The 19,365-nt window shown below is 67.6% G+C and carries 24 protein-coding genes; 18 read left to right on the top strand and 6 right to left on the bottom strand.

All coding sequences use genetic code 11. The annotated features are described in order from the left end of the window. Positions 1–262 precede the first annotated feature (262 nt). On the top strand, positions 263–1,624 hold the full coding sequence (locus ACQY68_RS00275) for a M23 family metallopeptidase (RefSeq protein WP_428151011.1): 1,362 nt from the start codon (positions 263–265) through the stop codon (positions 1,622–1,624). Here the strand turns inward: ACQY68_RS00275 and ACQY68_RS00270 are convergent. Further along, on the bottom strand, positions 1,621–2,367 hold the full coding sequence (locus tag ACQY68_RS00270; protein ID WP_428151010.1) for an alpha/beta fold hydrolase: 747 nt from the start codon (positions 2,365–2,367) through the stop codon (positions 1,621–1,623). The genes ACQY68_RS00275 and ACQY68_RS00270 overlap by 4 nt on opposite strands. A gap of 72 nt (positions 2,368–2,439) precedes the next feature. On the opposite strand from ACQY68_RS00270, the gene ACQY68_RS00265 reads away from it, so the two are divergent. The 12 genes from ACQY68_RS00265 to ACQY68_RS00210 all read left to right on the top strand — a co-directional run bounded on the left by ACQY68_RS00265 (position 2,440) and on the right by ACQY68_RS00210 (position 11,805). Beyond that, positions 2,440–3,399, top strand: coding sequence for a glycosyltransferase family 9 protein (locus ACQY68_RS00265; protein WP_428151009.1), 960 nt, complete (start codon positions 2,440–2,442; stop codon positions 3,397–3,399). Positions 3,400–3,521: 122 nt separating this feature from the next. After that, a complete protein-coding gene (gene infC / locus ACQY68_RS00260; protein WP_428151008.1) occupies positions 3,522–4,043 on the top strand; it encodes a translation initiation factor IF-3 in 522 nt (173 codons plus the stop codon). 271 nt (positions 4,044–4,314) lie between these two features. After that, positions 4,315–4,512 carry a 50S ribosomal protein L35 gene (gene rpmI, locus ACQY68_RS00255; protein ID WP_003166435.1) on the top strand — a complete coding sequence of 66 codons (198 nt, stop codon included), beginning with the start codon at positions 4,315–4,317 and terminating at the stop codon, positions 4,510–4,512. Between the two features lie 55 nt (positions 4,513–4,567). Continuing rightward, complete coding sequence (gene rplT, locus ACQY68_RS00250) at positions 4,568–4,921, top strand: 50S ribosomal protein L20 (protein ID WP_428151007.1); 354 nt, start codon at positions 4,568–4,570, stop codon at positions 4,919–4,921. A gap of 104 nt (positions 4,922–5,025) precedes the next feature. After that, positions 5,026–6,015, top strand: coding sequence for a polysaccharide deacetylase family protein (locus ACQY68_RS00245; RefSeq protein ID WP_428151006.1), 990 nt, complete (start codon positions 5,026–5,028; stop codon positions 6,013–6,015). A 59-nt stretch (positions 6,016–6,074) separates the two neighbouring features. Beyond that, a complete protein-coding gene (pheS, locus tag ACQY68_RS00240; protein WP_428151005.1) occupies positions 6,075–7,151 on the top strand; it encodes a phenylalanine--tRNA ligase subunit alpha in 1,077 nt (358 codons plus the stop codon). Between the two features lie 9 nt (positions 7,152–7,160). Then, positions 7,161–7,568, top strand: a complete 408-nt coding sequence (locus ACQY68_RS00235; RefSeq protein ID WP_428151004.1) for a hypothetical protein — start codon at positions 7,161–7,163, stop codon at positions 7,566–7,568. After that, complete coding sequence (locus ACQY68_RS00230) at positions 7,568–7,951, top strand: hypothetical protein (protein WP_428151003.1); 384 nt, start codon at positions 7,568–7,570, stop codon at positions 7,949–7,951. The genes ACQY68_RS00235 and ACQY68_RS00230 overlap by 1 nt, the downstream gene beginning before the upstream one ends. Positions 7,952–7,962: 11 nt before the next feature. Then, on the top strand, positions 7,963–8,376 hold the full coding sequence (locus tag ACQY68_RS00225; protein WP_428151001.1) for a hypothetical protein: 414 nt from the start codon (positions 7,963–7,965) through the stop codon (positions 8,374–8,376). Further along, positions 8,376–8,765 (top strand): hypothetical protein, encoded by a 390-nt coding sequence (locus tag ACQY68_RS00220; RefSeq protein WP_428151000.1) that lies wholly within the window; start codon positions 8,376–8,378, stop codon positions 8,763–8,765. The genes ACQY68_RS00225 and ACQY68_RS00220 overlap by 1 nt, the downstream gene beginning before the upstream one ends. Before the next feature lie 4 nt (positions 8,766–8,769). Next, positions 8,770–11,214, top strand: a complete 2,445-nt coding sequence (pheT, locus tag ACQY68_RS00215) for a phenylalanine--tRNA ligase subunit beta (RefSeq protein WP_428150999.1) — start codon at positions 8,770–8,772, stop codon at positions 11,212–11,214. A 54-nt stretch (positions 11,215–11,268) separates the two neighbouring features. Continuing rightward, complete coding sequence (locus ACQY68_RS00210; RefSeq protein WP_428150998.1) at positions 11,269–11,805, top strand: TIGR00645 family protein; 537 nt, start codon at positions 11,269–11,271, stop codon at positions 11,803–11,805. Positions 11,806–11,832: 27 nt separating this feature from the next. On the opposite strand, the gene ACQY68_RS00205 is transcribed toward ACQY68_RS00210, so the two are convergent. Continuing rightward, positions 11,833–12,378: a hypothetical protein gene (locus ACQY68_RS00205; RefSeq protein WP_428150997.1), complete on the bottom strand. Its 546-nt coding sequence runs from the start codon at positions 12,376–12,378 to the stop codon at positions 11,833–11,835. A 125-nt stretch (positions 12,379–12,503) separates the two neighbouring features. On the opposite strand from ACQY68_RS00205, the gene ACQY68_RS00200 reads away from it, so the two are divergent. Next, a complete protein-coding gene (locus tag ACQY68_RS00200; RefSeq protein ID WP_428150996.1) occupies positions 12,504–13,118 on the top strand; it encodes a DUF1134 domain-containing protein in 615 nt (204 codons plus the stop codon). A gap of 4 nt (positions 13,119–13,122) precedes the next feature. On the opposite strand, the gene hisN is transcribed toward ACQY68_RS00200, so the two are convergent. After that, positions 13,123–13,908: a histidinol-phosphatase gene (gene hisN, locus ACQY68_RS00195; RefSeq protein WP_428150995.1), complete on the bottom strand. Its 786-nt coding sequence runs from the start codon at positions 13,906–13,908 to the stop codon at positions 13,123–13,125. 89 nt (positions 13,909–13,997) lie between these two features. After that, on the bottom strand, positions 13,998–14,384 hold the full coding sequence (locus tag ACQY68_RS00190; RefSeq protein ID WP_428150994.1) for a helix-turn-helix domain-containing protein: 387 nt from the start codon (positions 14,382–14,384) through the stop codon (positions 13,998–14,000). A gap of 194 nt (positions 14,385–14,578) precedes the next feature. Here ACQY68_RS00190 and ACQY68_RS00185 point away from each other — a divergent pair, with 194 nt between their 5' ends. Then, the gene (locus tag ACQY68_RS00185; protein WP_298161310.1) at positions 14,579–14,833 is read left to right on the top strand and encodes a GlsB/YeaQ/YmgE family stress response membrane protein; all 255 of its coding nucleotides are present in this window, start codon (positions 14,579–14,581) and stop codon (positions 14,831–14,833) included. Positions 14,834–14,903: 70 nt separating this feature from the next. On the opposite strand, the gene ACQY68_RS00180 is transcribed toward ACQY68_RS00185, so the two are convergent. Then, positions 14,904–15,398 (bottom strand): superoxide dismutase, encoded by a 495-nt coding sequence (locus ACQY68_RS00180; protein WP_428150993.1) that lies wholly within the window; start codon positions 15,396–15,398, stop codon positions 14,904–14,906. A 134-nt stretch (positions 15,399–15,532) separates the two neighbouring features. Beyond that, complete coding sequence (locus ACQY68_RS00175) at positions 15,533–16,519, bottom strand: 2-hydroxyacid dehydrogenase (protein ID WP_428150992.1); 987 nt, start codon at positions 16,517–16,519, stop codon at positions 15,533–15,535. A 122-nt stretch (positions 16,520–16,641) separates the two neighbouring features. On the opposite strand from ACQY68_RS00175, the gene ACQY68_RS00170 reads away from it, so the two are divergent. The 3 genes from ACQY68_RS00170 (at position 16,642) to fabB (ending at position 19,361) form a co-directional block, all read left to right on the top strand. Then, positions 16,642–17,166 (top strand): SH3 domain-containing protein, encoded by a 525-nt coding sequence (locus tag ACQY68_RS00170; protein ID WP_428150991.1) that lies wholly within the window; start codon positions 16,642–16,644, stop codon positions 17,164–17,166. 372 nt (positions 17,167–17,538) lie between these two features. Next, the gene (gene fabA / locus ACQY68_RS00165) at positions 17,539–18,072 is read left to right on the top strand and encodes a 3-hydroxyacyl-[acyl-carrier-protein] dehydratase FabA (protein WP_428150990.1); all 534 of its coding nucleotides are present in this window, start codon (positions 17,539–17,541) and stop codon (positions 18,070–18,072) included. Positions 18,073–18,131: 59 nt separating this feature from the next. Continuing rightward, complete coding sequence (fabB, locus tag ACQY68_RS00160) at positions 18,132–19,361, top strand: beta-ketoacyl-ACP synthase I (protein WP_428150989.1); 1,230 nt, start codon at positions 18,132–18,134, stop codon at positions 19,359–19,361. Positions 19,362–19,365 lie beyond the last annotated feature (4 nt).

The raw sequence follows: 19,365 nt of genomic DNA, 5'->3' as shown, positions 1-19,365 counted from the left end.
TGCGAAGGCCTCGCAATGATTCAGGAACGACAGCAAAGGCGAGCATAGCTTGGCGATAGACTGTCCCGTGACCTGTCGGAATACCCAAAAACGCCTCGAACTACCGGCCAGCTTCACAGCGGTTAATCATTTGTAACGACCCGTCTTCCCATTATGAGGCGCGCAAGGTATAGGACGCGCTTCGTGGCCGGGGGGACTTGGGCGCGATCCTTGCTTTCAGTGTGATTGGGCGCCGCGTGGCGTCGTTTTCTGCCGGGGACCGATGGCCCAGTTCGATCCGCGACGTCAGCCGATGCGCTTCGCCCCGCACCTCCTGACCGCCGCCGCTGCCGTCACGGTGGCCATGCTCGCAGGCCGCGTCTACCAACCCGCCCAGGCGGAAGTCGTTCCCGAACTGACCGCTCTTCAGGTCGCCTCGCTGGAGGCCCGCGCGTTCGACGCCGCAGGGACCCCCGCCGGCCTGACCGCTCCCGAAGCCATTCCCGTCCAGATCCGTCGCGGCGAAACCTTTGAACAGGCCGTCCGCCGCACCGGCATCGGCGCCGCAGACGCCTCCGCCGTCGCCGCCACCCTCTCCAACGCCTTCGACCTGTCGCAGATGCGCGCCGGTCTGCGGTTCGAAACCGCCATCGCCCGTCCGCGTGGCGGCCGGGGCGACGCCCGCCTGATCGGTCTGACGATGCGGACCGGCCCGGCCAGCCAGCTGACCGTGTCGCGCAGCTTCGACGGCGCCCTGCGCCTGCGCGCGCTCGAAGAGCGCGTCACCCACGAAACCGTCGTCCTGAAGGGCGAGGTTCACGGCTCGCTGTCGTCCTCGGCCCAGCGCCTGGGCGCCGACGCCGCCATCCGCCGCAAGGCCAACCAGCTCTTCTCGCACAAGCTGGACATGGAGCGCGACGTGCGCGCCTCCGACGAGTTCACCCTGGTCTTCGGCCGCACCGTGACCGAGAACGGCCGCACCGTGGACACCGATGAGCTGCTGTACGCCGAGCTGAAGGGCGCGGTCTTCTATCGATACCAGCCCGCCGGCGCCCGCGAAGCCCAGTATTACGACGCCTCCGGCAAGAACATGCGTTCCTCGATGATGCGCACCCCGCTGGACCGGGCGACCCGCATCTCCTCGACCTTCGGGTTCCGCATTCACCCGATCTCGGGTTACCGCAAGATGCACCAGGGCATCGATTTCGCAGCCGGCACCGGCACGCCGGTCGTGGCGCCCGCCGACGGCGTCGTCGTCGAGGCGCGTCGCTGGGGCGGTTACGGCAACTGGCTGCGCATCCGCCACGCCAACGGCCTTGAGTCGGGCTACGGCCACCTGTCGCGCTACGGTTCGGGCATCCGCGCCGGGCAGCGCGTGTCCCAGGGTCAGGTCGTCGCCTACGTCGGTTCGACCGGCGCCTCTACCGGTCCGCACCTTCACTACGAAATCTGGCGCAACGGCCAGCGGATCAACCCGTCCGGAATCCGGATGGACGAATCCAGCGTCCTCGCCGGAGCGGACCTGGCCGGCTTCCGCGCCGAGAAAGCCCGGATCGACCGCATCATCGCCGCCGGCGGCGAGCGTCGCCCGACGGTGCTTCAGGCCAATGTCGAAGGCCTGCGTCCCGCCGCCCGCGCGACCTAGGACCTGAGAGTCTCCACCGCCTCGACCAGCCGCGCCAGATCGCGCGGCGCCGACAGTCGGTGGTCGCCGCCCTCGACCAGATCGAGCCGTACGTCGCCGCCGGTCAGCCGTTCGACGAGCGCCAGCGCGTGCGCCTGCGGCACCGTCTCGTCGGCGCGCCCCTGAAGGATATGCACCGACGCCGCGATCGGGAGGGGTGCGTCCAGCAGCAACCAGTCCCGCGCCTCCTCGAACATCCCCCTCGTCAGCGCGTATTCCCCGAGCCCCTCCTCGATCATCAGCGCCTCGCCGTCGCGCAGTATGGCCTGACGCACATGGTCGGGCAGGGAGGGCCACATCAGCCGCTCGGTGAAATCCTGGGCCGGATTGACGAGGACCAGACCGTGCATCCGCTCCGGTCGGGCCAGGGCCAGCAACAGGGCGACCCAGCCGCCCATCGACGATCCGACCGGTATGACCGGCCCTTCCAGACTGTCGATCAGGGCGATGGCGTCCTCGCGCCAGCGACCGATGGTGGCCTGACGCCAGTCGCCCGAGGACTCCCCGTGGGCGAAATGGTCGTACCGCAGGTAGGACCAGCCCCTCTCGCGCGCCGTCGCCTCCAGCGCCACAGCCTTGGTCCCCTCCATGTCCGACCGGAACCCGCCGATCCAGACGACGGTCGGACCGGAGCCGGCGACGCGGCGCAAGGCGATGGTTTCACCGTCGGGACGGCTCAGGCGTTCGATATCGGGGGCGGTCATGGCCGTGATCCTCTCGCGCGATGGCTCTTCGCCTGATAGCGAACGGGTCGATAGAAGCGAAAGCGAAACCGCGTGCCGTCCAACAAGGTCCTGTTCGTCACCTCCAACCGCATCGGCGACTGCGTCATCTCGTCGGGGATCATCCGCGAGATCGGCCGTCAGATCCCGGGGGCGCAGATCACCGTCGCCTGCGGCCGTCCGCCCGCGCCCTTCTTCCGCTCGGCGCCCGGCGTCGAACGGGTCATCGTCCTCGACAAGAAGAAGGCCGCCGGACACTGGGTCGACCTGTGGCGCCAGGTCGTGGGGACGCACTGGGCCTTGGTCATCGACATCCGCGGCTCGGCCCTGAGCTATCTGCTGAAGGCCGACCGCCGCGTCGTCTACAACCGCACCCACGAGACGGGTCTGGCCAAGGTCGACATGGTGACCCGGCTCATGGGCGCGCCGGCGCCGCTCGAGCCCGAACTATTCATCGACGACCGCGCCCGCGCCGAGGCCGCCGCCGTCATCGACCCGGCTCTGGCCGCCGCGCCCGGGCCGATCATGGCGCTCGCCCCCATCGCCCACCAGCCGGGCAAAAGCTGGCCCGCCGACCGCTGGGGCCAGCTGGTGGAGATGTTCAAGGCCGAACCCCGCTTCGCCGGCTGGCGCTTCATGCCCGTCGGCGGTCCCGGCGACCGCCCCCCCGCGACCCCGGCGCTGCAGGCCGCCGGACCGCTCGCCATCGACTTCGTGGGCAAGGGCGACATCCTGGCTTCGGCAGCCGCCATCGACCGCGCGGCCCTGTTCGTCGGCAACGATTCCGGCCTGATGCATGTAGCGGCTGCCGCCGGAAAGCCGACGCTCGGCCTGTTCGGCCCGACGGAGTGGTGGCTCTACGGCCCGCGCGGTCCGCGCACCACGATCGCCGCCTCCAACCCCGTCCGGGGCGAGTTCGCACCCATTGAGGCCCTGACGACCCAGCGTGTCTTCGAGGCCGTGATCGCGCTCCATGACGTCTGGATCGGGCCGGACGCCGCCGCCAAGCCTTGAAGGACGGGCGTTTCGGGCGCATATAGCCCGCCTTGGGGAACGCGGCGGAGCGCCGTGCGCTGACCCCTGCGAGACTTCGAGACTTTCAGAAACACAAGGAAACGACGCCCATTCGCCGTCCGATGAACCAGCCGCCCACCAAGGACGGCCCACCCATGAACCACGATATTCGCGCCCCGCGCGTTCTGCTCATTGACCAGAATGGCGAGAAGCAGGGGGTCATGCCGACTTCCGCCGCGCTGGAGGCCGCCGAGGAGGCGGGCATGGATCTGGTTCAGATCGTCTCGACGTCGGAGCCGCCCGTCGCCAAGATTCTCGATTACGGCAAGTTCCGTTTCCAGGAGCAGAAGAAGAAGGCCGAGGCCCGCAAGCGCCAGAAGGTCGTCGAGCTCAAGGAGATCAAGCTCCGCCCGAACATCGACACCCACGACTACGAGGTGAAGGCCAAGGCCATGCACCGCTTCTTCGACGAGGGCGACAAGGTCAAGGTGACCCTGCGCTTCCGCGGTCGTGAGATGGCCCACCCCGAACTGGGCATGAAGCTGTTGAACAAGGTCCAGGCCGACTTCGACGAGATCGCCAAGGTCGAGTACGCGCCGCGTATGGAAGGCCGCCAGATGATCATGATCCTGGCGCCGAAATAGGCAGTCAGCGCTGATTGACTATCAACGCCCCGGCATCGTCCGGGGCGTTTTCGTATCAGGCGACACCTCGTCGGGTTCGGAGTCCTGTTGATTCACGGCCGACTGAATCTGTGCTTCTCCAGACTCCGCTTGCGTTTGAGCGCCGGTTCCCCTACTAGCCGCGCCTTCGCGTACCGAACCGCCGGGCTAACAGGCATGCCTGGGCGGTTCTTAATCAGGCGACCCACCGGATCTCGATCCACGGGGCGTCCTCTAAGACAAGAGAGTGAAAATGCCGAAACTGAAGACGAAGTCGGGCGCCAAGAAGCGCTTCAAATTCACCGCGACGGGCAAGGTTAAGGCCGGGGTTGCGGGCAAGCGTCACCGCTTGATCAGCCACAACTCCAAATACATCCGCCAGAACCGCGGCACCTCGGTCATGGCCGATGCCGATGCCAAGAAGATCAAGTCCTACATGCCGTACGCCTGATCGGCGCACGCATCCCTGAACTGATCTCATCGCAAAGAATTTGAAGGACTAAATCATGGCTCGCGTGAAACGGGGCGTAACGTCCCACGCCAAACACAAGAAGGTTCTGGAGCAGGCCAAGGGCTTCTCCGGCCGCCGCAAGAACACCATCCGCACGGCCAAGGCCGCCGTCGATCGCGCCGGGCAATACGCCTACCGCGACCGTCGCACCAACAAGCGCAACTTCCGCGCCCTGTGGATCCAGCGCATCAACGCCGCCGCCCGTCAGGAAGGCTTCACCTACTCGCAGTTCATCCACGGCCTGTCGAAGGCCGGCATCGAGCTGGACCGCAAGGTTCTGGCCGCGATCGCCATGGACGGCGTCGGCTTCTCGGACATCGCCGCCAAGGTACGCGAAGCCCTGAAGTAAGACCTTTCGTCACCGACGAAATGAAGCGCCCGCTCCGGTCACCGGAGCGGGCGTTTTCGTTTGGGCGGCGCACGGCTAGGGTCGCGCCGAACGCGGAGCCGCCCATGCCGTCCAGACGCCTGATCCTCGGTCTCGCCGCCGCCCTGCTGGTCGGTTCGCCTGCGCTGGCCCAGACCCGCACCGTGGCCGTCACCTTCGACGACCTGCCCTATCAGGCGACGACGGAGGCCCTGTGCGATCCGGCCCGGACGATGGCCCTGACCCGCGACTTCCTCGCCATGCTCGAGCCGCTCGACAGCCACGCCACGGCCTTCGTCAACACCGGCAAGGTTTGCGAGGCCCAGGCGGCGACCCTGCTGCCCGCAGTGCTGAACGCCTGGCTGGATGCGGGCGTCGATCTCGGCAACCACACGGCCAACCACATCAACATCCACCGGATCACGCCCGAGGAATACCTCGCCGACGTCGATGCGGGCGCGCCCGCCCTGCGGACCGCGCTGGAGGCCCGGGGCCGGACGCTCCGCTACTTCCGCCATCCGTACCTGTTCACCGGCGACACCCGGGAGAAGCACGACGCCATCGCGGCGGGTCTGGCCGAGCGCGGCTATGTCATCGCACCGGTGACCATCGACAACGTCGACTGGATGTTCGCCGACGTCTACCGCAAGGCCGAACAGCTCGGCGACGAAGCCCTGAAGCAGCGGGTGGGCGAGGCCTACGTCGCCTTCATGACCACGGTGCTCGACCATTTCGAACCCTACAGCACCGGGATCACGGGCGGGCGCGAACCGGCCCAGATCCTGCTGCTGCACGCCTCCACCCTGAACCGCGACTGGTACCCGCAGATCGACGCCCTCTACCGGGCGCGGGGCTACAGTTTCGTCACTCTGGATCAGGCGCTGATGGACCCGATCTACAGCCACGCCGACACCTACGTCCGGCGCAACGGCATCTCCTGGCTGCATCGCTGGACTGAGACCGACGGTAAGCCGATCCGCTGGGAGCCCGACCCGCCGGCCTGGATCGTCGCCGCCAATGAGGGCACGGTCGAAGATCTGGCGGCGGCTGTCGCGGCGGGCACGGCCGGCCCCTGACGGCTTTCCCACCCGCCGGACGTGACGAATGCGCCCGAGGCCGCTAGAGCGTCCGCACCATGACCGATCTCGCCGCCCTCGAACTCGAACTGATCAACGCCATCGGCTCCACGACCACGGTCGTCGAGATCGAGGCCGTGCGTGTCTCCGCGCTCGGCAAGACGGGCGTGATCTCGGGTCTGCTCAAGGGCATGGGCGCGATGAGCCCCGACGAACGGCGCGAACAGGGGCCGATGATCAACGGCCTGCGCGACCGTGTCGCCGCCGCCATCGCCGACAGGAAGGCTGAACTCGAAGCCGCCGAACTCGACGCCCGCCTGCTGTCCGAACGCATCGACCTGACCCTGCCGGCCCGCCCGCGTCGCAAGGGCGGCGTCCATCCGACCATGCAGGTCATGGACGAGATGATCGCCCTGTTCGCCGAGATGGGCTTCGCCGTCGCCGAAGGCCCGGACATCGAGGACGACTTCCACAACTTCACCGCCCTGAACTTCCCGCCCAAGCACCCGGCGCGGGAGATGCACGACACCTTCTTCCTCAAGCCCGACCCGGAGACGGGCGAGCGCAAGGTCCTGCGCACCCACACCTCGCCGGTTCAGATCCGCACGATGCTGTCGCAGTCGCCGCCGATCCGCATCATCGCGCCCGGCCGCACCTTCCGCAAAGACAGTGACGCGACCCACACCCCGATGTTCCACCAGATCGAGGGTCTGGTGGTCGGCAAGGACATCCACATGGGTCATCTGAAGACGACCCTGGAGACCTTCGTGGCCCGCTTCTTCGAACTGGACGGCGTCGACGCCCGCTTCCGCCCGCACCACTTCCCCTTCACCGAGCCCTCGGCCGAGATGGACATCCGCTGCGACCGCTCGGGCGGCAAGCTGGTGCTCAACGAGGGGGACGACTGGCTGGAGATCCTCGGCTGCGGCATGGTCCACCCGAACGTCCTGCGCCAGTCCGGCATCGATCCGGACGAATGGCAGGGCTTCGCCTTCGGCATGGGCGTGGATCGCATGGCCATGCTGAAATACGGCGTCCCCGACCTGCGCCCGATGTTCGAGGCCGACATCCGCTGGCTGGCGCATTACGGCTTCTCCGCTTTCGCCGCCCCCAACCCGGCCTCGGGCCTGAGCTGAGTATCTGAGATGACCGACGTCCTGACCGAAGACCATGGCCGCAAGCTGGTCGCCCGCACGAGCTTCTCGAACGAAGCCGTCTGGCTGCCCATGCTCGGGGTCTACCACCTGAACGCCGGCGAGCCCCTGATCCGCGGCAAGACCTTCACCGAATGCGTGATCGAGGGGCCGGCACTGCTCGCCATCATCGACGGCGTCACGTTCGAGGGCTGCAACATGGGCGTGGCCACCGACCCGTCGTCCCTGTTCTACCAGCCCAAAGGGCCGGTCCTGATCGGCGCGGTCGCCTTCTCCGACACCAGGTTCATCCGCTGCCGCTTCGTCCAGGTCGCCTTCACCGGCCACGTCGAAAGCATCGACCAGATGGCGGCCGACCTGACCTCGGCCCGCGCCGAAGTCACCGGGACCTCGACCTGATGTCGCGCCTGCCGATTCTGCGCGAGGTGCGCATCGCCACGGACCTGTCTGCGCCGCTCATCCAGGACGTCGATCTGAACCTGTTCGACCTGCACGTCGCCAATCACGGCCACAACCTCGGCATCGTCGCGGGCCGCACCTTCCGCGGCTGCCGCATCCAGGGGCCGGCGGTCATGCTGGTCTCGGCCGGGGTGCAGTTCGACGACTGCAGCTTCGGCGATCCCGACGGCGACATGCGCAACCTGGTTCTGCGTCCTACCGGCGCCCGGGCCCTGGGCACCGTGCCGTTCCGCGACACCCTGTTCGAGGGGTGCGAGTTCTACAACGTCGGCTTCACCGGGTCGGAGGATGTCGTGAACATGCTCCTGTCCGTCGGATCCTGAGAGGCCCCGCCATGACCTTCGTCGATCCGTCCCGCCTGCCGATGACCGGCCTCGGCCGTCCGCTGAACCTCACCGACGACATCTCCAAGCGCGCCTTCGTCAACGAGGACCTGGCGCTCTACGACCTGTTCGGCCACCACCTGCGCACCGGCCGGTCGATGATCGACGGCATCACCTTCACCGGCTGCCGCATCGAAGGGCCGGCGGTGATGCTGATCCTGCCGGGCACGACCTTCGACGCGGTGAACTTCGGCGAATCCAGGGGCGACATAGGCAACCTGGTCCTGCGCCCGGTGCGCAACATGGCCATCGGGGCGATCCCGGTGATCAACTGCGCCTTCCAGAACTGCGAGTTCCACGCCCTGGGCTTCACCGGCAACGAACAGATCCTCGGCGAGATCCTCTCCATCAAGAGCGTCGGCTGATGTACGATCTCGAGACCACCGGCCCGGTTCCCGCCGACCTCGGCACGCGACTTGTGTTCGAGAAGGTCCGCATCCCGCTGGCCCAACTGGTCGATGCCATCGAAGTCGCCGGCCAGACGCTGCACGGCCGCCGCTTCATCGACTGCGTCGTCCACGGTCCCTGCGTCGTCATCCCGGCCAACGAGACGAAGTTCGACAACTGCAATCTCGGCGATGTGGCGGGCGACGTCCGCAACCTGTTCCTGCGCGCCGCCGGACCGATGATCATCGGCGGCGTGCCTCTGAACGACAGCCATTTCGACGGCTGCATCTTCATCGGCGTGGGCTTCGCGGGCGACGACGCCTTCGTCGACGCCTTCATCGACATACTGAAGCCCAGGAAAGCCTGATCCCGTGAAGTTCACCCTGTCCTGGCTCAAGGATCACCTCGAGACCGAGGCCGACGTCCATGCGATCGCCCAGGCCATGACCATGGCCGGGCTGGAGGTCGAGCACGTCGCCGATCCGGCCGCGGCCTTGGCGCCGTTCACCGCGGCGAAGATCGTTTCGGCGGCACAGCACCCGAACGCCGACCGGCTTCAGGTCTGTCAGGTCGAGACCGTCGACGGCATGAAGGAGATCGTCTGCGGCGCCCCGAATGCGCGTGCGGGCCTGACGACCATCTATGCCCCCATCGGCGCCTATGTGCCCGGCCTCGGCGTCACCCTGGTCGAGAAGCCGGTGCGCGGCGTGGTCTCGAACGGCATGCTGTGCTCGGCCTCCGAACTGAACCTGTCCGAAGAAAGCGACGGCATCCAGGAACTGCCGCCCGAGATCCCGGTCGGCACGCCGGTCGCCAAACTGTTCGGCGCCGAGCCGGTCATCGACTTCGAGGTCACTCCGAACCGCCCCGACTGGCTGGGCGTCGCCGGCATCGCTCGCGATCTGGCCGCGGCCGGCGTCGGCAAGCTGAAGCATTATGACGTCGCCACTGTGCGCGGCGCCTTCCCCTCGGCGATCTCGGTGCGGCTCGATGCGCCGGAGATGTGTCCGGTCTTCGCCGGTCGCGTGATCCGGGGCGTCAAGAACGGGCCGTCGCCGGCCTGGCTCCAGACCCGTCTGACCGCCATCGGCCTGCGCTCTATCAACCGGCTGGTCGATGTCACCAACCTGATCGCCTACGACCGCGCCCGCCCGCTGCACGTCTACGACATGGCCAAGCTGGTGGGGACCGAGATCGTCGTGCGGGGCGGTCAGTTGTCGGCCGGCAGCGAACACATCGCCGCCGGCACGCCGGAGCATCTGATCGCCCTCGACGGCAAGACCTACACTGCCGATCCGAGCATGTGCGTCGTCGCTGACGCAGGCGGCGAACGCCCCATCGGCCTCGGCGGCGTCATGGGCGGTGAAAGCACCGGCTGTTCCGACGAGACGACCGACGTCTTCCTCGAAAGCGCCTGGTTCGACCCCATCGTCACGGCCCAGACCGGCCGGACACTTACGATCAGTTCCGACGCCCAGTACCGGTTCGCGCGCGGCGTCGATCCGGCCTCGGTCGTGCCCGGCATCGAACTGGCCACCCGTCTGATCCTCGACCTCTGCGGCGGCGAGCCGTCGGAGATCGTCCTGGCCGGCGAGCATCCCGCCAATCCCGCGCCGTTCGCCTTCGACCCCGCCTACGTCAAACAACTGTCCGGCATGGAGCTGGAGGACGACCGCATCGGGACCATTCTGGGCCAGCTCGGCTTCCTGGTTCAGGCCGCACCCGCCGGTTCGGACAAACCCTGGACCGTCACCCCGCCGTCATGGCGTCGCGACGTGGAGGGCAAGGCCGATCTGGTCGAGGAGGTCGCCCGTATCCACGGCTTCCAGCACCTGCCCAACACCCCCCTGCCGGATCAGGGTTCGCCGTCGAAAGGCGTGCTGAACCCGCGTCAGGCCCGCGTCCGCACCGCGCGTCGCGCGCTCGCCTCGCTGGGCTATGCCGAGGCCGTGACCTGGTCCTTCACCAAACAGTCGACGGCGGCTCTGTTCGGCGGCGGCGACGACAGGCTGGTGCTCGAAAACCCGATCGCTTCCGACCTCGACTGCATGCGGCCCTCGGCATTGCCGAACCTGATCCAGGCGGCGGCCCGCAACGCCGCGCGCGGTCACGGCGACGTCGCCCTGTTCGAGATCGGCCCCATCTATCCGGGCGACCAGCCGAACGACCAGCGCACCGTCATCGCCGGCCTGATCTCGCCCCGGGAGGCCCGCAGCTGGACCGGCGCCGGCGACGACGCCCTGTTCACGCTCAAGGCCGATCTGATCGCCGTGCTCGACGCCATCGGCGCCCCGACCGCTTCGCTGCAACTGGCGCAAGGCCAGAACCGCGACTGGTGGCATCCGGGCCGCTCGGCGCGCCTGCAACTGGGTCCGAAGACCGTCATCGCCGAGTTCGGCGCCGTCCACCCGGGCGTGCTCAAAACGCTGGACGCCGACGGCCCGATCCTGGCGTTCGAGATCGTTCTGGACGCCGTGCCCGAGGCCCGGTCGAAACCCGGCGCGACCAAGTCGAAGGGTGTTGCCGACCTGCCCAACCTGATGCCCCTGACCCGCGACTTCGCCTTCGTGGTCGAGGACGCCAAGCCGGCGGGCGACCTCGTCCGCGCCGTACAGGGCGCCGACAAGGCCCTGATCGCCGAGGTCCGGGTGTTCGACGTCTATCGCGGCGCCGGCGTGCCCGAGGCTTTCAAGTCGGTCGCTCTGGAAGTGGTCGTCCAGCCTCGGGAGGCCACCCTGACCGACGTCGAGATCGAGGCCCTGTCGGCTAGGATCGTCGCCGCGGCCGGCAAGCTGGGCGCCACGCTTCGAAGCTAGGCCTTGATCCTGTCGCGCTCTTTCGGCCAGAACGAACGGGACTGAGGGGATCGCATGGCCAAGCCGAAACTCGAGACGACGTTCGAACGCCTGCTGTTCCGCTCACGCTGGCTGATGGCGCCCTTCTACGTGGGTCTGGCGGCGGCGCTCCTGATGCTGCTCGTCGTCTTCCTGCGCGAGCTCTTCTACTACGTGCCCCAGGCCTTCGCGGCCGGGCACGGCATGAGCTCCAACAATGCCATCCTCGCCGTCCTGTCCCTCGTCGACCTGTCGCTGGCGGGCAATCTGCTGCTGATCGTGATGTTCTCGGGCTACGAGAACTTCGTCTCCAAGCTCGATCTGGACGGGGAGACGGACCGCCCGCCGTGGATGGGCACGGTCGACTTCTCGGGCCTGAAGATGAAGCTGATCGCGTCCATCGTCGCGATCTCCGGCATCCAGCTTCTGAAATTCTTCATGCATTTCTCCGAGGGCGGAGAGATCAATCAGGTCGAGGCCCTGTGGGGCGTTGTCATCCACCTGACCTTCGTCGTCTCGGGCGTCATGCTGGCCCTGATGGACTGGCTGACGAGCAAGACGGACAAGCACTAGAACACCCCTCTCCCGCCGGGAGAGGGATCAGATGACGGCGTAGCGCTCTTCGATCCCGTCCGCCTCGAACTCATGTTGGTCGAGGCTCGCCAGAACCCGCTCGAACAAGGCCTGGACTCCGGCCTCATCCCCTGCCGCCACCGCCGGCAACAGATAGTCGGTCACCTCCGCCCGCACCGGTAGGGTCCCCACGGGCCCGGGCACGCTGATCGCCAGCCGCAGTCCCTCGGACAGCCACTGGGCCACCGTGTCGAACAGCATCGCCGACCGCAAAAAGTCCGTCCGCCGCACGATGTACAGCGTCATCTCCCCTGTCAGCAGGCCGTCCGGCCGGACGATGATCCCGCTCAGGTCCGGCCGCCACGCCTCGTCCAGCTCCACCACCCGCCAGACGCAGAACCAGGTCCGGCAGGTCTGCGGCCGCACCGCATGGACCGAACACCCGGCCCCGTCGACGCAATAGGCGCACAGGCTTCCTGTCGGCTTCGACAATTCCGGCAGGTCCAGCGGAATGAACCGGCAGCATTCGACGCAGGGTCCGCATTCGCGGCCGGGGATCAGGGGCAACTCCATCGGCCCACTATAGCGGTCAAACCGGCAACCTCTCGTTAACCTTGCCGCCCCAAGGCTGACGCAAAGCCCGGCGACTCTGAAATCAGGCTCGGGGGAACGGGCCGCACCTCTTTCGGGACACCGCCATGCACCGCCGCCACCTGATCCAGACCGGTTTCGCCGCCGCCGCGACCACCGCGCTCGGGGCCTGCGCCACGACCTCGCGCCAGCCGACGGAGCCGAACTATCCGATCGCCTCTGACGCCAACGCCCAGGCCTATACGGCTGACGAACTCGTCGCCGCCGGCTCGCGCGAGCTCGGCATCGCCGCCGAGGCCATGGGCGGCGCCATTGAACGCATCTTCCGCGACCAGGGCGACGCCCCGACCGCCTATATCGCGGGCGAGGAGGGCGCCGGCGCCGCCGTCATCGGCCTGCGCTACGGCCGCGGCGCCCTGCACATGAAGGACCACTCGGCCTCCCAGGAAGTCTTCTGGCAGGGCACCTCGATCGGCTGGGATATCGGCGGCAACGCCAGCCGGGTCTTCACCCTCGTCTATGGCCTCTATGCGCCGGACGCGATCTACCGCCGCTATCCGGGCGTGGAAGGCACGGCGTATCTGATCGGCGGCCTGGGCGTGAACTATCAGCGCGCCGACGGCATCGTCCTGGCCCCGGTCCGCACCGGCGTGGGCCTGCGCCTCGGGGCCAACGTCGGCACCATGGCCTACAGCCGCCAGCGCAACATTCTGCCGTTCTAGAGGATCAGTTCGTCCCGCGCCGGAAGGCGACCAGGGCCTGTTCGCGGACCCGGGGGTCGCCGACGGCGATGATGCGCCCGTCGCCCGACACGGCCTCGCCGCGCCAGTTGGTGACCTCGCCCCCGGCCGCCTCGACCACCGGGATCAGGGCCGACCAGTCCCACACTTTCAGCTGGGTCTCGGCGACCATGTCGATCCGGCCCATGGCCAGCATGGCGTAGGCATAGGCGTCGCAGCCGTAGCGGGCCAGCCGTGCGGCCGCCATCACCTGGGTCCAGGCGCCCAGCTCGGGCCCTGTGAAGATCTCCGGTGCGGTGGTGGCGATGACCGCGTCGGTCAGTTTTTCGCAGGACCGGACCCTGATCGGTCGGGTCTGGCCCCGGCTCATCAGGACGGCGCCCGAAGGTCCGCCCAGGAACAGTTCGCCGATGTACGGCTGGGAGATGGCGCCGACGGTGGATCGTCCACCGACCGAGAGTGCAATCAGGGTCGTCCACAACGGCAGGCCGGCGATGAAGGCGCGCGTCCCGTCGACGGGGTCCAGGATCCAGACGTGTTCTGCGTCCGGCCGGTCTTCTCCATACTCCTCGCCGATGACCCCGTGGTCGGGATATCGGGCCGCGATCAGCTTGCGGATCGCGGCTTCCGCGCCCTTGTCCGCCTCGGTGACCGGATCGAAGCCCCCGGGCCCCGCCTTGTTCTCCTCGGCGTAGTCGCCTCTGAAGAACGGCAGGGTCACCCTGGCGGCCTCGGCGGCCAGTTCGACGGCGAAGGATTCGAATTCGGTCATAGGTAGGGCTTAGGGCCTAGGGAGTAGGGCTTAGTCAAGCGCGCCCGAACTCCGTCCCCCACTAAGCCCCAAGACCTACGACCTAAGCCCTAGGAAGCGACCACGTCGCCTTCCGTATGCAGCGACTTGGCCAGGTCCAGAAGACGACGGCGCGGGCGCTCGCCGAGCTGGTAGTAGGCCTGGATCAGGTCGAGGGTTTCCTTGCGGGAAAACATTTCGCCGCCGTTGGCGCCCACCTGTTCCTTGCGCTCCATGGCTTCTGCCAAGCCGTCGTAGAAATAGCTGATCGGCGTTTCCAGAGCTTCGGCCAGCTGCCACAGGCGCGCGGCCGAGATGCGGTTCGCGCCGCATTCGTACTTCTGGATCTGCTGGAAGCGGATGCCGACCTGGATGGCCAGCTGTTGTTGCGTCAGCCCCAGCAGGCGACGACGACGGCGCAGGCGGCGCCCCAGGTGGAGGTCGATATCGGTGGCCATTGCCCAGTCCCCTTGTTCTAGCGGGCTGTGCCAAAGCGGCACGGCTCGCCTGAACCGTCGCAACGACCGTGCCGACTTCTCGTGACGGGCGAGCGATGGCGAACGCGGGTCGCCGATGTTGCGATTCACACTCAGGCAACCTTGACCGGGGCGGCGCATTATCAGGCCACATCCGCTTTGGAAGGAATGGAACTATGGGTCTCGGAATTATCGGCTGGATCGTCATCGGCATCGTCGCCGGCTGGCTCGCGGAAAAAGTCATGGGTCGTAACCATGGCCTCGTGACCAACCTTATCGTCGGCGTCATCGGCGCACTGCTCGGCGGCTTCATCGCCGGCAACCTGCTCGGCCTCGCGGTCGGCGGCTTCAACCTCGTGACCCTGCTGGTCGCGTTCGGCGGCGCCGTCCTGCTGCTGTTCCTGCTGGGTCTGGTCAAGCGTCGCGCCTGATCGTCTCTCGCAGATACAAGAAAGGGGCGGCCCGTCGGGCCGCCCCTTTTTCGTTGGGCCGCTGGCGCCTTTAGCCCTGGGGCGTCGGCGGGGTCGCGCCGTCCGGCTCGCTGGTGTCGTCCGTCGTCTCGGGCTTGGCCTCGGGTTCGCCCGGGACCGGCGCCGCGTTGGCCGTCGGGTCGCCTGCGGTCGGAGCCGTGCCGTCGGTCGTGGCGGGCGCGGTCTCCTCGACGACCGGCGCGGTGTTGAACTCGGCCGAGCTCCAGCCGACCACCACGTCGGCGCCTTGCTGGGTCAGGCCGCCCAGCGGCACGCCGCGCAGATCGCCGTCAGCCCCGCGCACCGTCAGTTCCTGTTCGCCGGCCGCATTGCTCTGCACGCCTTCGAGGGTGCCGAGCACGGTCCCGTCCGAACCCTTGACGTTCGAGCCCGGCTGAAGCTGGATCGAACCCTGGGTCTGAGCCTGTGCGGCCGGGGCCGCGGCCGGAGCGTCCTGGGCGAGGGCCGGGGCGGCGGTCAGAAGGGCTGCGGCGACGCCGGCCAGAAGAACGGTCTTGCGGATCATGTTTCTGTCGCTTGATGACACGGGACGAGAGCGCCCGCTGACAGACCTAACCACATCCGTTACCGATTGTTTCAGTCGCCCCGGAATGACCTTGGCGACGCCTGGATCGGCCAGATCACGCCGGATTCCGGCCTTCACAACATCGCGGGAATGACGCGATCCGGGGGCCGATGCCCGTTCTGATAGGTCATCACGTTCAAAATCACGCGGTCGCCCATGTCCTGACGCGCCTCCAGCGTCGCCGAGCCCAGATGAGGCAGCAACACCACGTTCGGCAGGCCGATCAGGCCGGGATGGATGGCCGGCTCGTTCTCGTAGACGTCCAGTCCCACGCCCGACAGCGACCGCCGCGCCACCGCGTCCGACAGGGCCGCCTCGTCGATCAGCTCGCCCCGCGCCGTGTTGATCAGGATCGCATGCGGCTGGAGCAGGGACAGACGCTGGGCCGACAGCAGATGATGCGTCTCCTTCGTCGCCGGGCAGTTCAGCGAGATGACGTCCATCCGCGCCAGCATCTGGTCCAGGTCGTCCCAGTAGGTCGCGCCCAGCTCCTCCTCGATACGGGGGCTGACGGCCTTGCGGTTGTGATAGTGGACCTGCATGCCGAAGGCCTTTGCCCGGCGGGCCAAGGCCTGGCCGATCCGGCCCATGCCGACGATGCCGAGCCGCTTGCTCCAGAGCTTGCGCCCGCACATCCAGGTCGGGGTCCAGCCCTCGAACTTGCCGGCGGCCACGACTTGGGCGCCTTCCACGATGCGGCGGCTGACGGCCAGGATCAGGCTCATGGCCAGGTCTGCGGTGTCCTCGGTCAGGACGCCCGGCGTATTGGTGACGATGATCTGGCGTGCGACGGCCGCGTCGATGTCGATGTGATCGACCCCTGCCCCGAAATTGGCGATCATCTTCAGCTGCGGCCCGGCCCCGGCGATCAGGTTCGCGTCGATCTCGTCGGTGATGGTGGGCACGAGAACGTCGGCGCGCTGGACCGCCGCTTCCAGCGCCGCCCGGTCCATCGGGACGTCCTTCAGGTTCAGTTCGGCGTCGAACAGCTCGCGCATGCGGGTCTCGACCGCGTCGGGCAATCTTCTGGTTAAGACGACCTTAAGCCTGGGGCTGGACATAGGGACCTTGGGTTATTCACGGGCGCCGCATGGGCGAGCCCGCGTGCGACGGGTCGACGCCAGTGACTAGCAAGTTCGGGTCTAGCAAGTCTCGCAGCCGCTTCCAAAGCCTCTCGCGTCGCATGGGCGGCGTGGCGGTGCTTCTTGGCCTCGCGGTCTTCGCCGGCGCCGGCGCCACAATGCCCGATGGTCGCCCCACCCCCACGGGGCTGGAGGTGCCGCGCTGGCTGACCCTGAAGTCCTCCGAAGTGCGCGCACGCACTGGCCCGGGCCTCGACTACAGCATCCTCTGGGAATACCGCGCCGCCGGCCTGCCGGTGCAGGTGATCGCCGAAACCCGCGAGTGGCGAAAGATCTGCGACCCTGAGGGCTCCGTCGCCTGGGTCCACCGCAGCGTGGTCTCGGCTCGTCGCGGCGCCTTCAACGCCTCGGTCGAGGAAGTTCCGATCCGCTCCGGCCGGTCAGAACAGGCGGGTTTGAAAGCCCGGTTCTCGCCCCGCTCCGTGATAGCTCTCGACGACTGCAAGGAAGGCTGGTGCGAAGTCCGCGCCCGCAAACTGAAGGGCTGGGTGTCCGAAGCCTCGATCTTCGGCGCCGGCGACCGACCCCTGTGCGACGCCTCGCGGCCGGCGGGCGAGGCGCGCTGACGTCTTCCCTCTCCCGGAGGAAGAGGGTTCAGACGCCCCCATATCCATCAACGGATCGACCCAGGACTTCAACGATTTCAACGCCCGGGACGATCTAGAGCCTTTATCGCAGGCGCCTCCCGAAACCGTGCGACACTCTTCCCCGGGTCTTTGATATCGCCGCCGACTGCTCCGCCGCCGATGTCGACTCTGTCGACTCTGTCGAGTCTATTTCTCGAGTCGCGCCCTCCCGGCGGTCCAGACCACAGCCAAGCTTGTCCCCCGTCCCCGGTTGAGCCGCTCGCTCCCCTCGTGTAACCCCGGCGCAACACCCGGGCTCGACTCTCGCCGCCGCGCGTTAGGTCAGTCAGGAAATCTGGAGTCGCAACCGCCTTGAGCACCTCGAAATATCCGTCGTCGTTCGACCACGCCGCCCTTCTGGCCTCGGGCCGGGGCGAGCTGTTCGGGCCGGGCAACGCCCAGCTGCCGGCCCCGCCGATGCTGATGTTCGACCGGATCACCCAGATCAACGGCGACGGCGGCGAGTTCGGCAAGGGCTATGTCGAGGCCGAACTGGATATCGATCCGTCGCTCTGGTTCTTCCAGTGCCACTTCATCGGCGACCCGGTCATGCCGGGCTGCCTCGGCCTCGATGCCATGTGGCAGCTGGTCGGCTTCTACCTGGGCTGGATCGGCGGCCCCGGTCGCGGGCGCGCCCTGGGCGTCGGCGAGGTCAAGTTCACGGGCCAGGTCCAGCCGGACGTGAAGAAGGTCACCTACAAGATCACCCTGAAGCGGGTCATCAACCGTCGTCTCGTCATGGGAATCGCCGACGGGGTGATGGAAGCGGACGGCGTGCCCATCTATACGGCTACGGACATGCGCGTCGGCCTGTTCCAGGCGGGCGAAGCCGCCACCGGCGCCTGAACCAGACATACAATAACCGCGGTCAACGCGGACAAGACTGACAAGAGAAGGAAACTCTTATGCGGCGTGTCGTCGTCACGGGTCTGGGTATCGTCTCCTCCATCGGCACGGGCCAGGAGGAGGTCACGGCCTCCCTGCGCAATGCGAAGTCGGGCGTCGTCTCGGCTCCCGATCACATCAAGCACGGCTTCCGGTCCCAGGTCTGGGCGCCGCCGTCGCTGGGCGTGACCGCCGAGGATTGGGCCCCGCTGGTCGACCGCCGCGCCGCGCGCTTCCTCGCCAACGGCACGGCTTGGGGTCACATCGCCTTCGAGGAGGCCCTGAAGGATTCCGGCCTGACGGCGGAAGAGATCAAGGACGACCGCATCGGCCTGATCGTCGGCGAGGGCGGTCCCTCGACCCAGGTCATCCTGCAGGCGGCCCAGACCACGATCGAGAAGGGTGCGCCCAAGCGTATCGGCCCGTTCGCCGTGCCCAAGGCCATGGCCTCAGGTCCCTCGGCGGTCCTTTCGACCTGGTTCGAGATGCGCGGCATCAACTATTCGATCTCCTCGGCCTGCGCGACCAGCGTCCACTGCATCGGCGCGGGCGCCGAACAGATCCAGTGGGGCAAGCAGGACGTGGTCTTCGCCGGCGGCTGCGAGGACATCGACTGGTCCATGTCGAACATGTTCGACGCCATGGGCGCCATGTCCTCCAACTTCAACGACACCCCTTCGGTCGCGTCCCGCGCCTATGACGCCGCCCGCGACGGCTTCGTCATCGCCGGCGGCGCCGGCATCGTGGTGCTGGAAGAATATGAGCGGGCCGTGGCGCGCGGCGCGAAGATCTACGGCGAGGTCGTCGGCTACGGCGCCAACTCGGACGGCTACGACATGGTCGCCCCGTCCGGCGAGGGCGCCCAGCGCTGCATGAAGATCGCCATGGCCGAGGCCGGCGGCCGCAAGATCGACTATCTGAACCCGCACGGCACCTCGACCCCGGTCGGCGACTCCAAGGAGATGGAAGCGATCCGCACCGTCTTCGGCGCCGACATGCCGATGATCTCCTCGACCAAGTCGCTGACGGGCCACTCGCTGGGCGCCGCCGGGGCCCAGGAGGCGATCTACTCCCTGCTGATGCTCCAGAACGGTTTCGCCTCGGAAAGCGCCCACATCGAGAACCTGGATCCCCAGTTCGAGGGCATGCCGATCCTGCGCAAGCGCTGGGACGGCGAACTGACCACGGTCATGTCCAACAGCTTCGGCTTCGGCGGCACCAACGGGACGGTGATCTTCTCCAAGGTCTAGGTCT

The sequence above is a fragment of the Brevundimonas sp. genome (assembly GCF_965278935.1).
Taxonomy (GTDB): Bacteria; Pseudomonadota; Alphaproteobacteria; order Caulobacterales; family Caulobacteraceae; genus Brevundimonas.
This window is presented reverse-complemented; position numbering and strand designations above follow the sequence as displayed.

What these genes read in the sequence shown, in the direction of transcription:
- ACQY68_RS00275 (WP_428151011.1), top strand. Translation starts at nt 263, where the DNA reads ATGGCCCAGTTCGATCCGCGACGTCAGCCGATGCGCTTCGCCCCGCAC.
- ACQY68_RS00270 (WP_428151010.1), bottom strand. Translation starts at nt 2,367, where the DNA reads ATGACCGCCCCCGATATCGAACGCCTGAGCCGTCCCGACGGTGAAACC.
- infC (WP_428151008.1), top strand. Translation starts at nt 3,522, where the DNA reads ATGAACCAGCCGCCCACCAAGGACGGCCCACCCATGAACCACGATATT.
- rpmI (WP_003166435.1), top strand. Translation starts at nt 4,315, where the DNA reads ATGCCGAAACTGAAGACGAAGTCGGGCGCCAAGAAGCGCTTCAAATTC.
- rplT (WP_428151007.1), top strand. Translation starts at nt 4,568, where the DNA reads ATGGCTCGCGTGAAACGGGGCGTAACGTCCCACGCCAAACACAAGAAG.
- ACQY68_RS00245 (WP_428151006.1), top strand. Translation starts at nt 5,026, where the DNA reads ATGCCGTCCAGACGCCTGATCCTCGGTCTCGCCGCCGCCCTGCTGGTC.
- pheS (WP_428151005.1), top strand. Translation starts at nt 6,075, where the DNA reads ATGACCGATCTCGCCGCCCTCGAACTCGAACTGATCAACGCCATCGGC.
- ACQY68_RS00235 (WP_428151004.1), top strand. Translation starts at nt 7,161, where the DNA reads ATGACCGACGTCCTGACCGAAGACCATGGCCGCAAGCTGGTCGCCCGC.
- ACQY68_RS00230 (WP_428151003.1), top strand. Translation starts at nt 7,568, where the DNA reads ATGTCGCGCCTGCCGATTCTGCGCGAGGTGCGCATCGCCACGGACCTG.
- ACQY68_RS00225 (WP_428151001.1), top strand. Translation starts at nt 7,963, where the DNA reads ATGACCTTCGTCGATCCGTCCCGCCTGCCGATGACCGGCCTCGGCCGT.
- ACQY68_RS00220 (WP_428151000.1), top strand. Translation starts at nt 8,376, where the DNA reads ATGTACGATCTCGAGACCACCGGCCCGGTTCCCGCCGACCTCGGCACG.
- ACQY68_RS00210 (WP_428150998.1), top strand. Translation starts at nt 11,269, where the DNA reads ATGGCCAAGCCGAAACTCGAGACGACGTTCGAACGCCTGCTGTTCCGC.
- ACQY68_RS00205 (WP_428150997.1), bottom strand. Translation starts at nt 12,378, where the DNA reads ATGGAGTTGCCCCTGATCCCCGGCCGCGAATGCGGACCCTGCGTCGAA.
- ACQY68_RS00200 (WP_428150996.1), top strand. Translation starts at nt 12,504, where the DNA reads ATGCACCGCCGCCACCTGATCCAGACCGGTTTCGCCGCCGCCGCGACC.
- hisN (WP_428150995.1), bottom strand. Translation starts at nt 13,908, where the DNA reads ATGACCGAATTCGAATCCTTCGCCGTCGAACTGGCCGCCGAGGCCGCC.
- ACQY68_RS00190 (WP_428150994.1), bottom strand. Translation starts at nt 14,384, where the DNA reads ATGGCCACCGATATCGACCTCCACCTGGGGCGCCGCCTGCGCCGTCGT.
- ACQY68_RS00185 (WP_298161310.1), top strand. Translation starts at nt 14,579, where the DNA reads ATGGGTCTCGGAATTATCGGCTGGATCGTCATCGGCATCGTCGCCGGC.
- ACQY68_RS00180 (WP_428150993.1), bottom strand. Translation starts at nt 15,398, where the DNA reads ATGATCCGCAAGACCGTTCTTCTGGCCGGCGTCGCCGCAGCCCTTCTG.
- ACQY68_RS00175 (WP_428150992.1), bottom strand. Translation starts at nt 16,519, where the DNA reads ATGTCCAGCCCCAGGCTTAAGGTCGTCTTAACCAGAAGATTGCCCGAC.
- ACQY68_RS00170 (WP_428150991.1), top strand. Translation starts at nt 16,642, where the DNA reads ATGGGCGGCGTGGCGGTGCTTCTTGGCCTCGCGGTCTTCGCCGGCGCC.
- fabB (WP_428150989.1), top strand. Translation starts at nt 18,132, where the DNA reads ATGCGGCGTGTCGTCGTCACGGGTCTGGGTATCGTCTCCTCCATCGGC.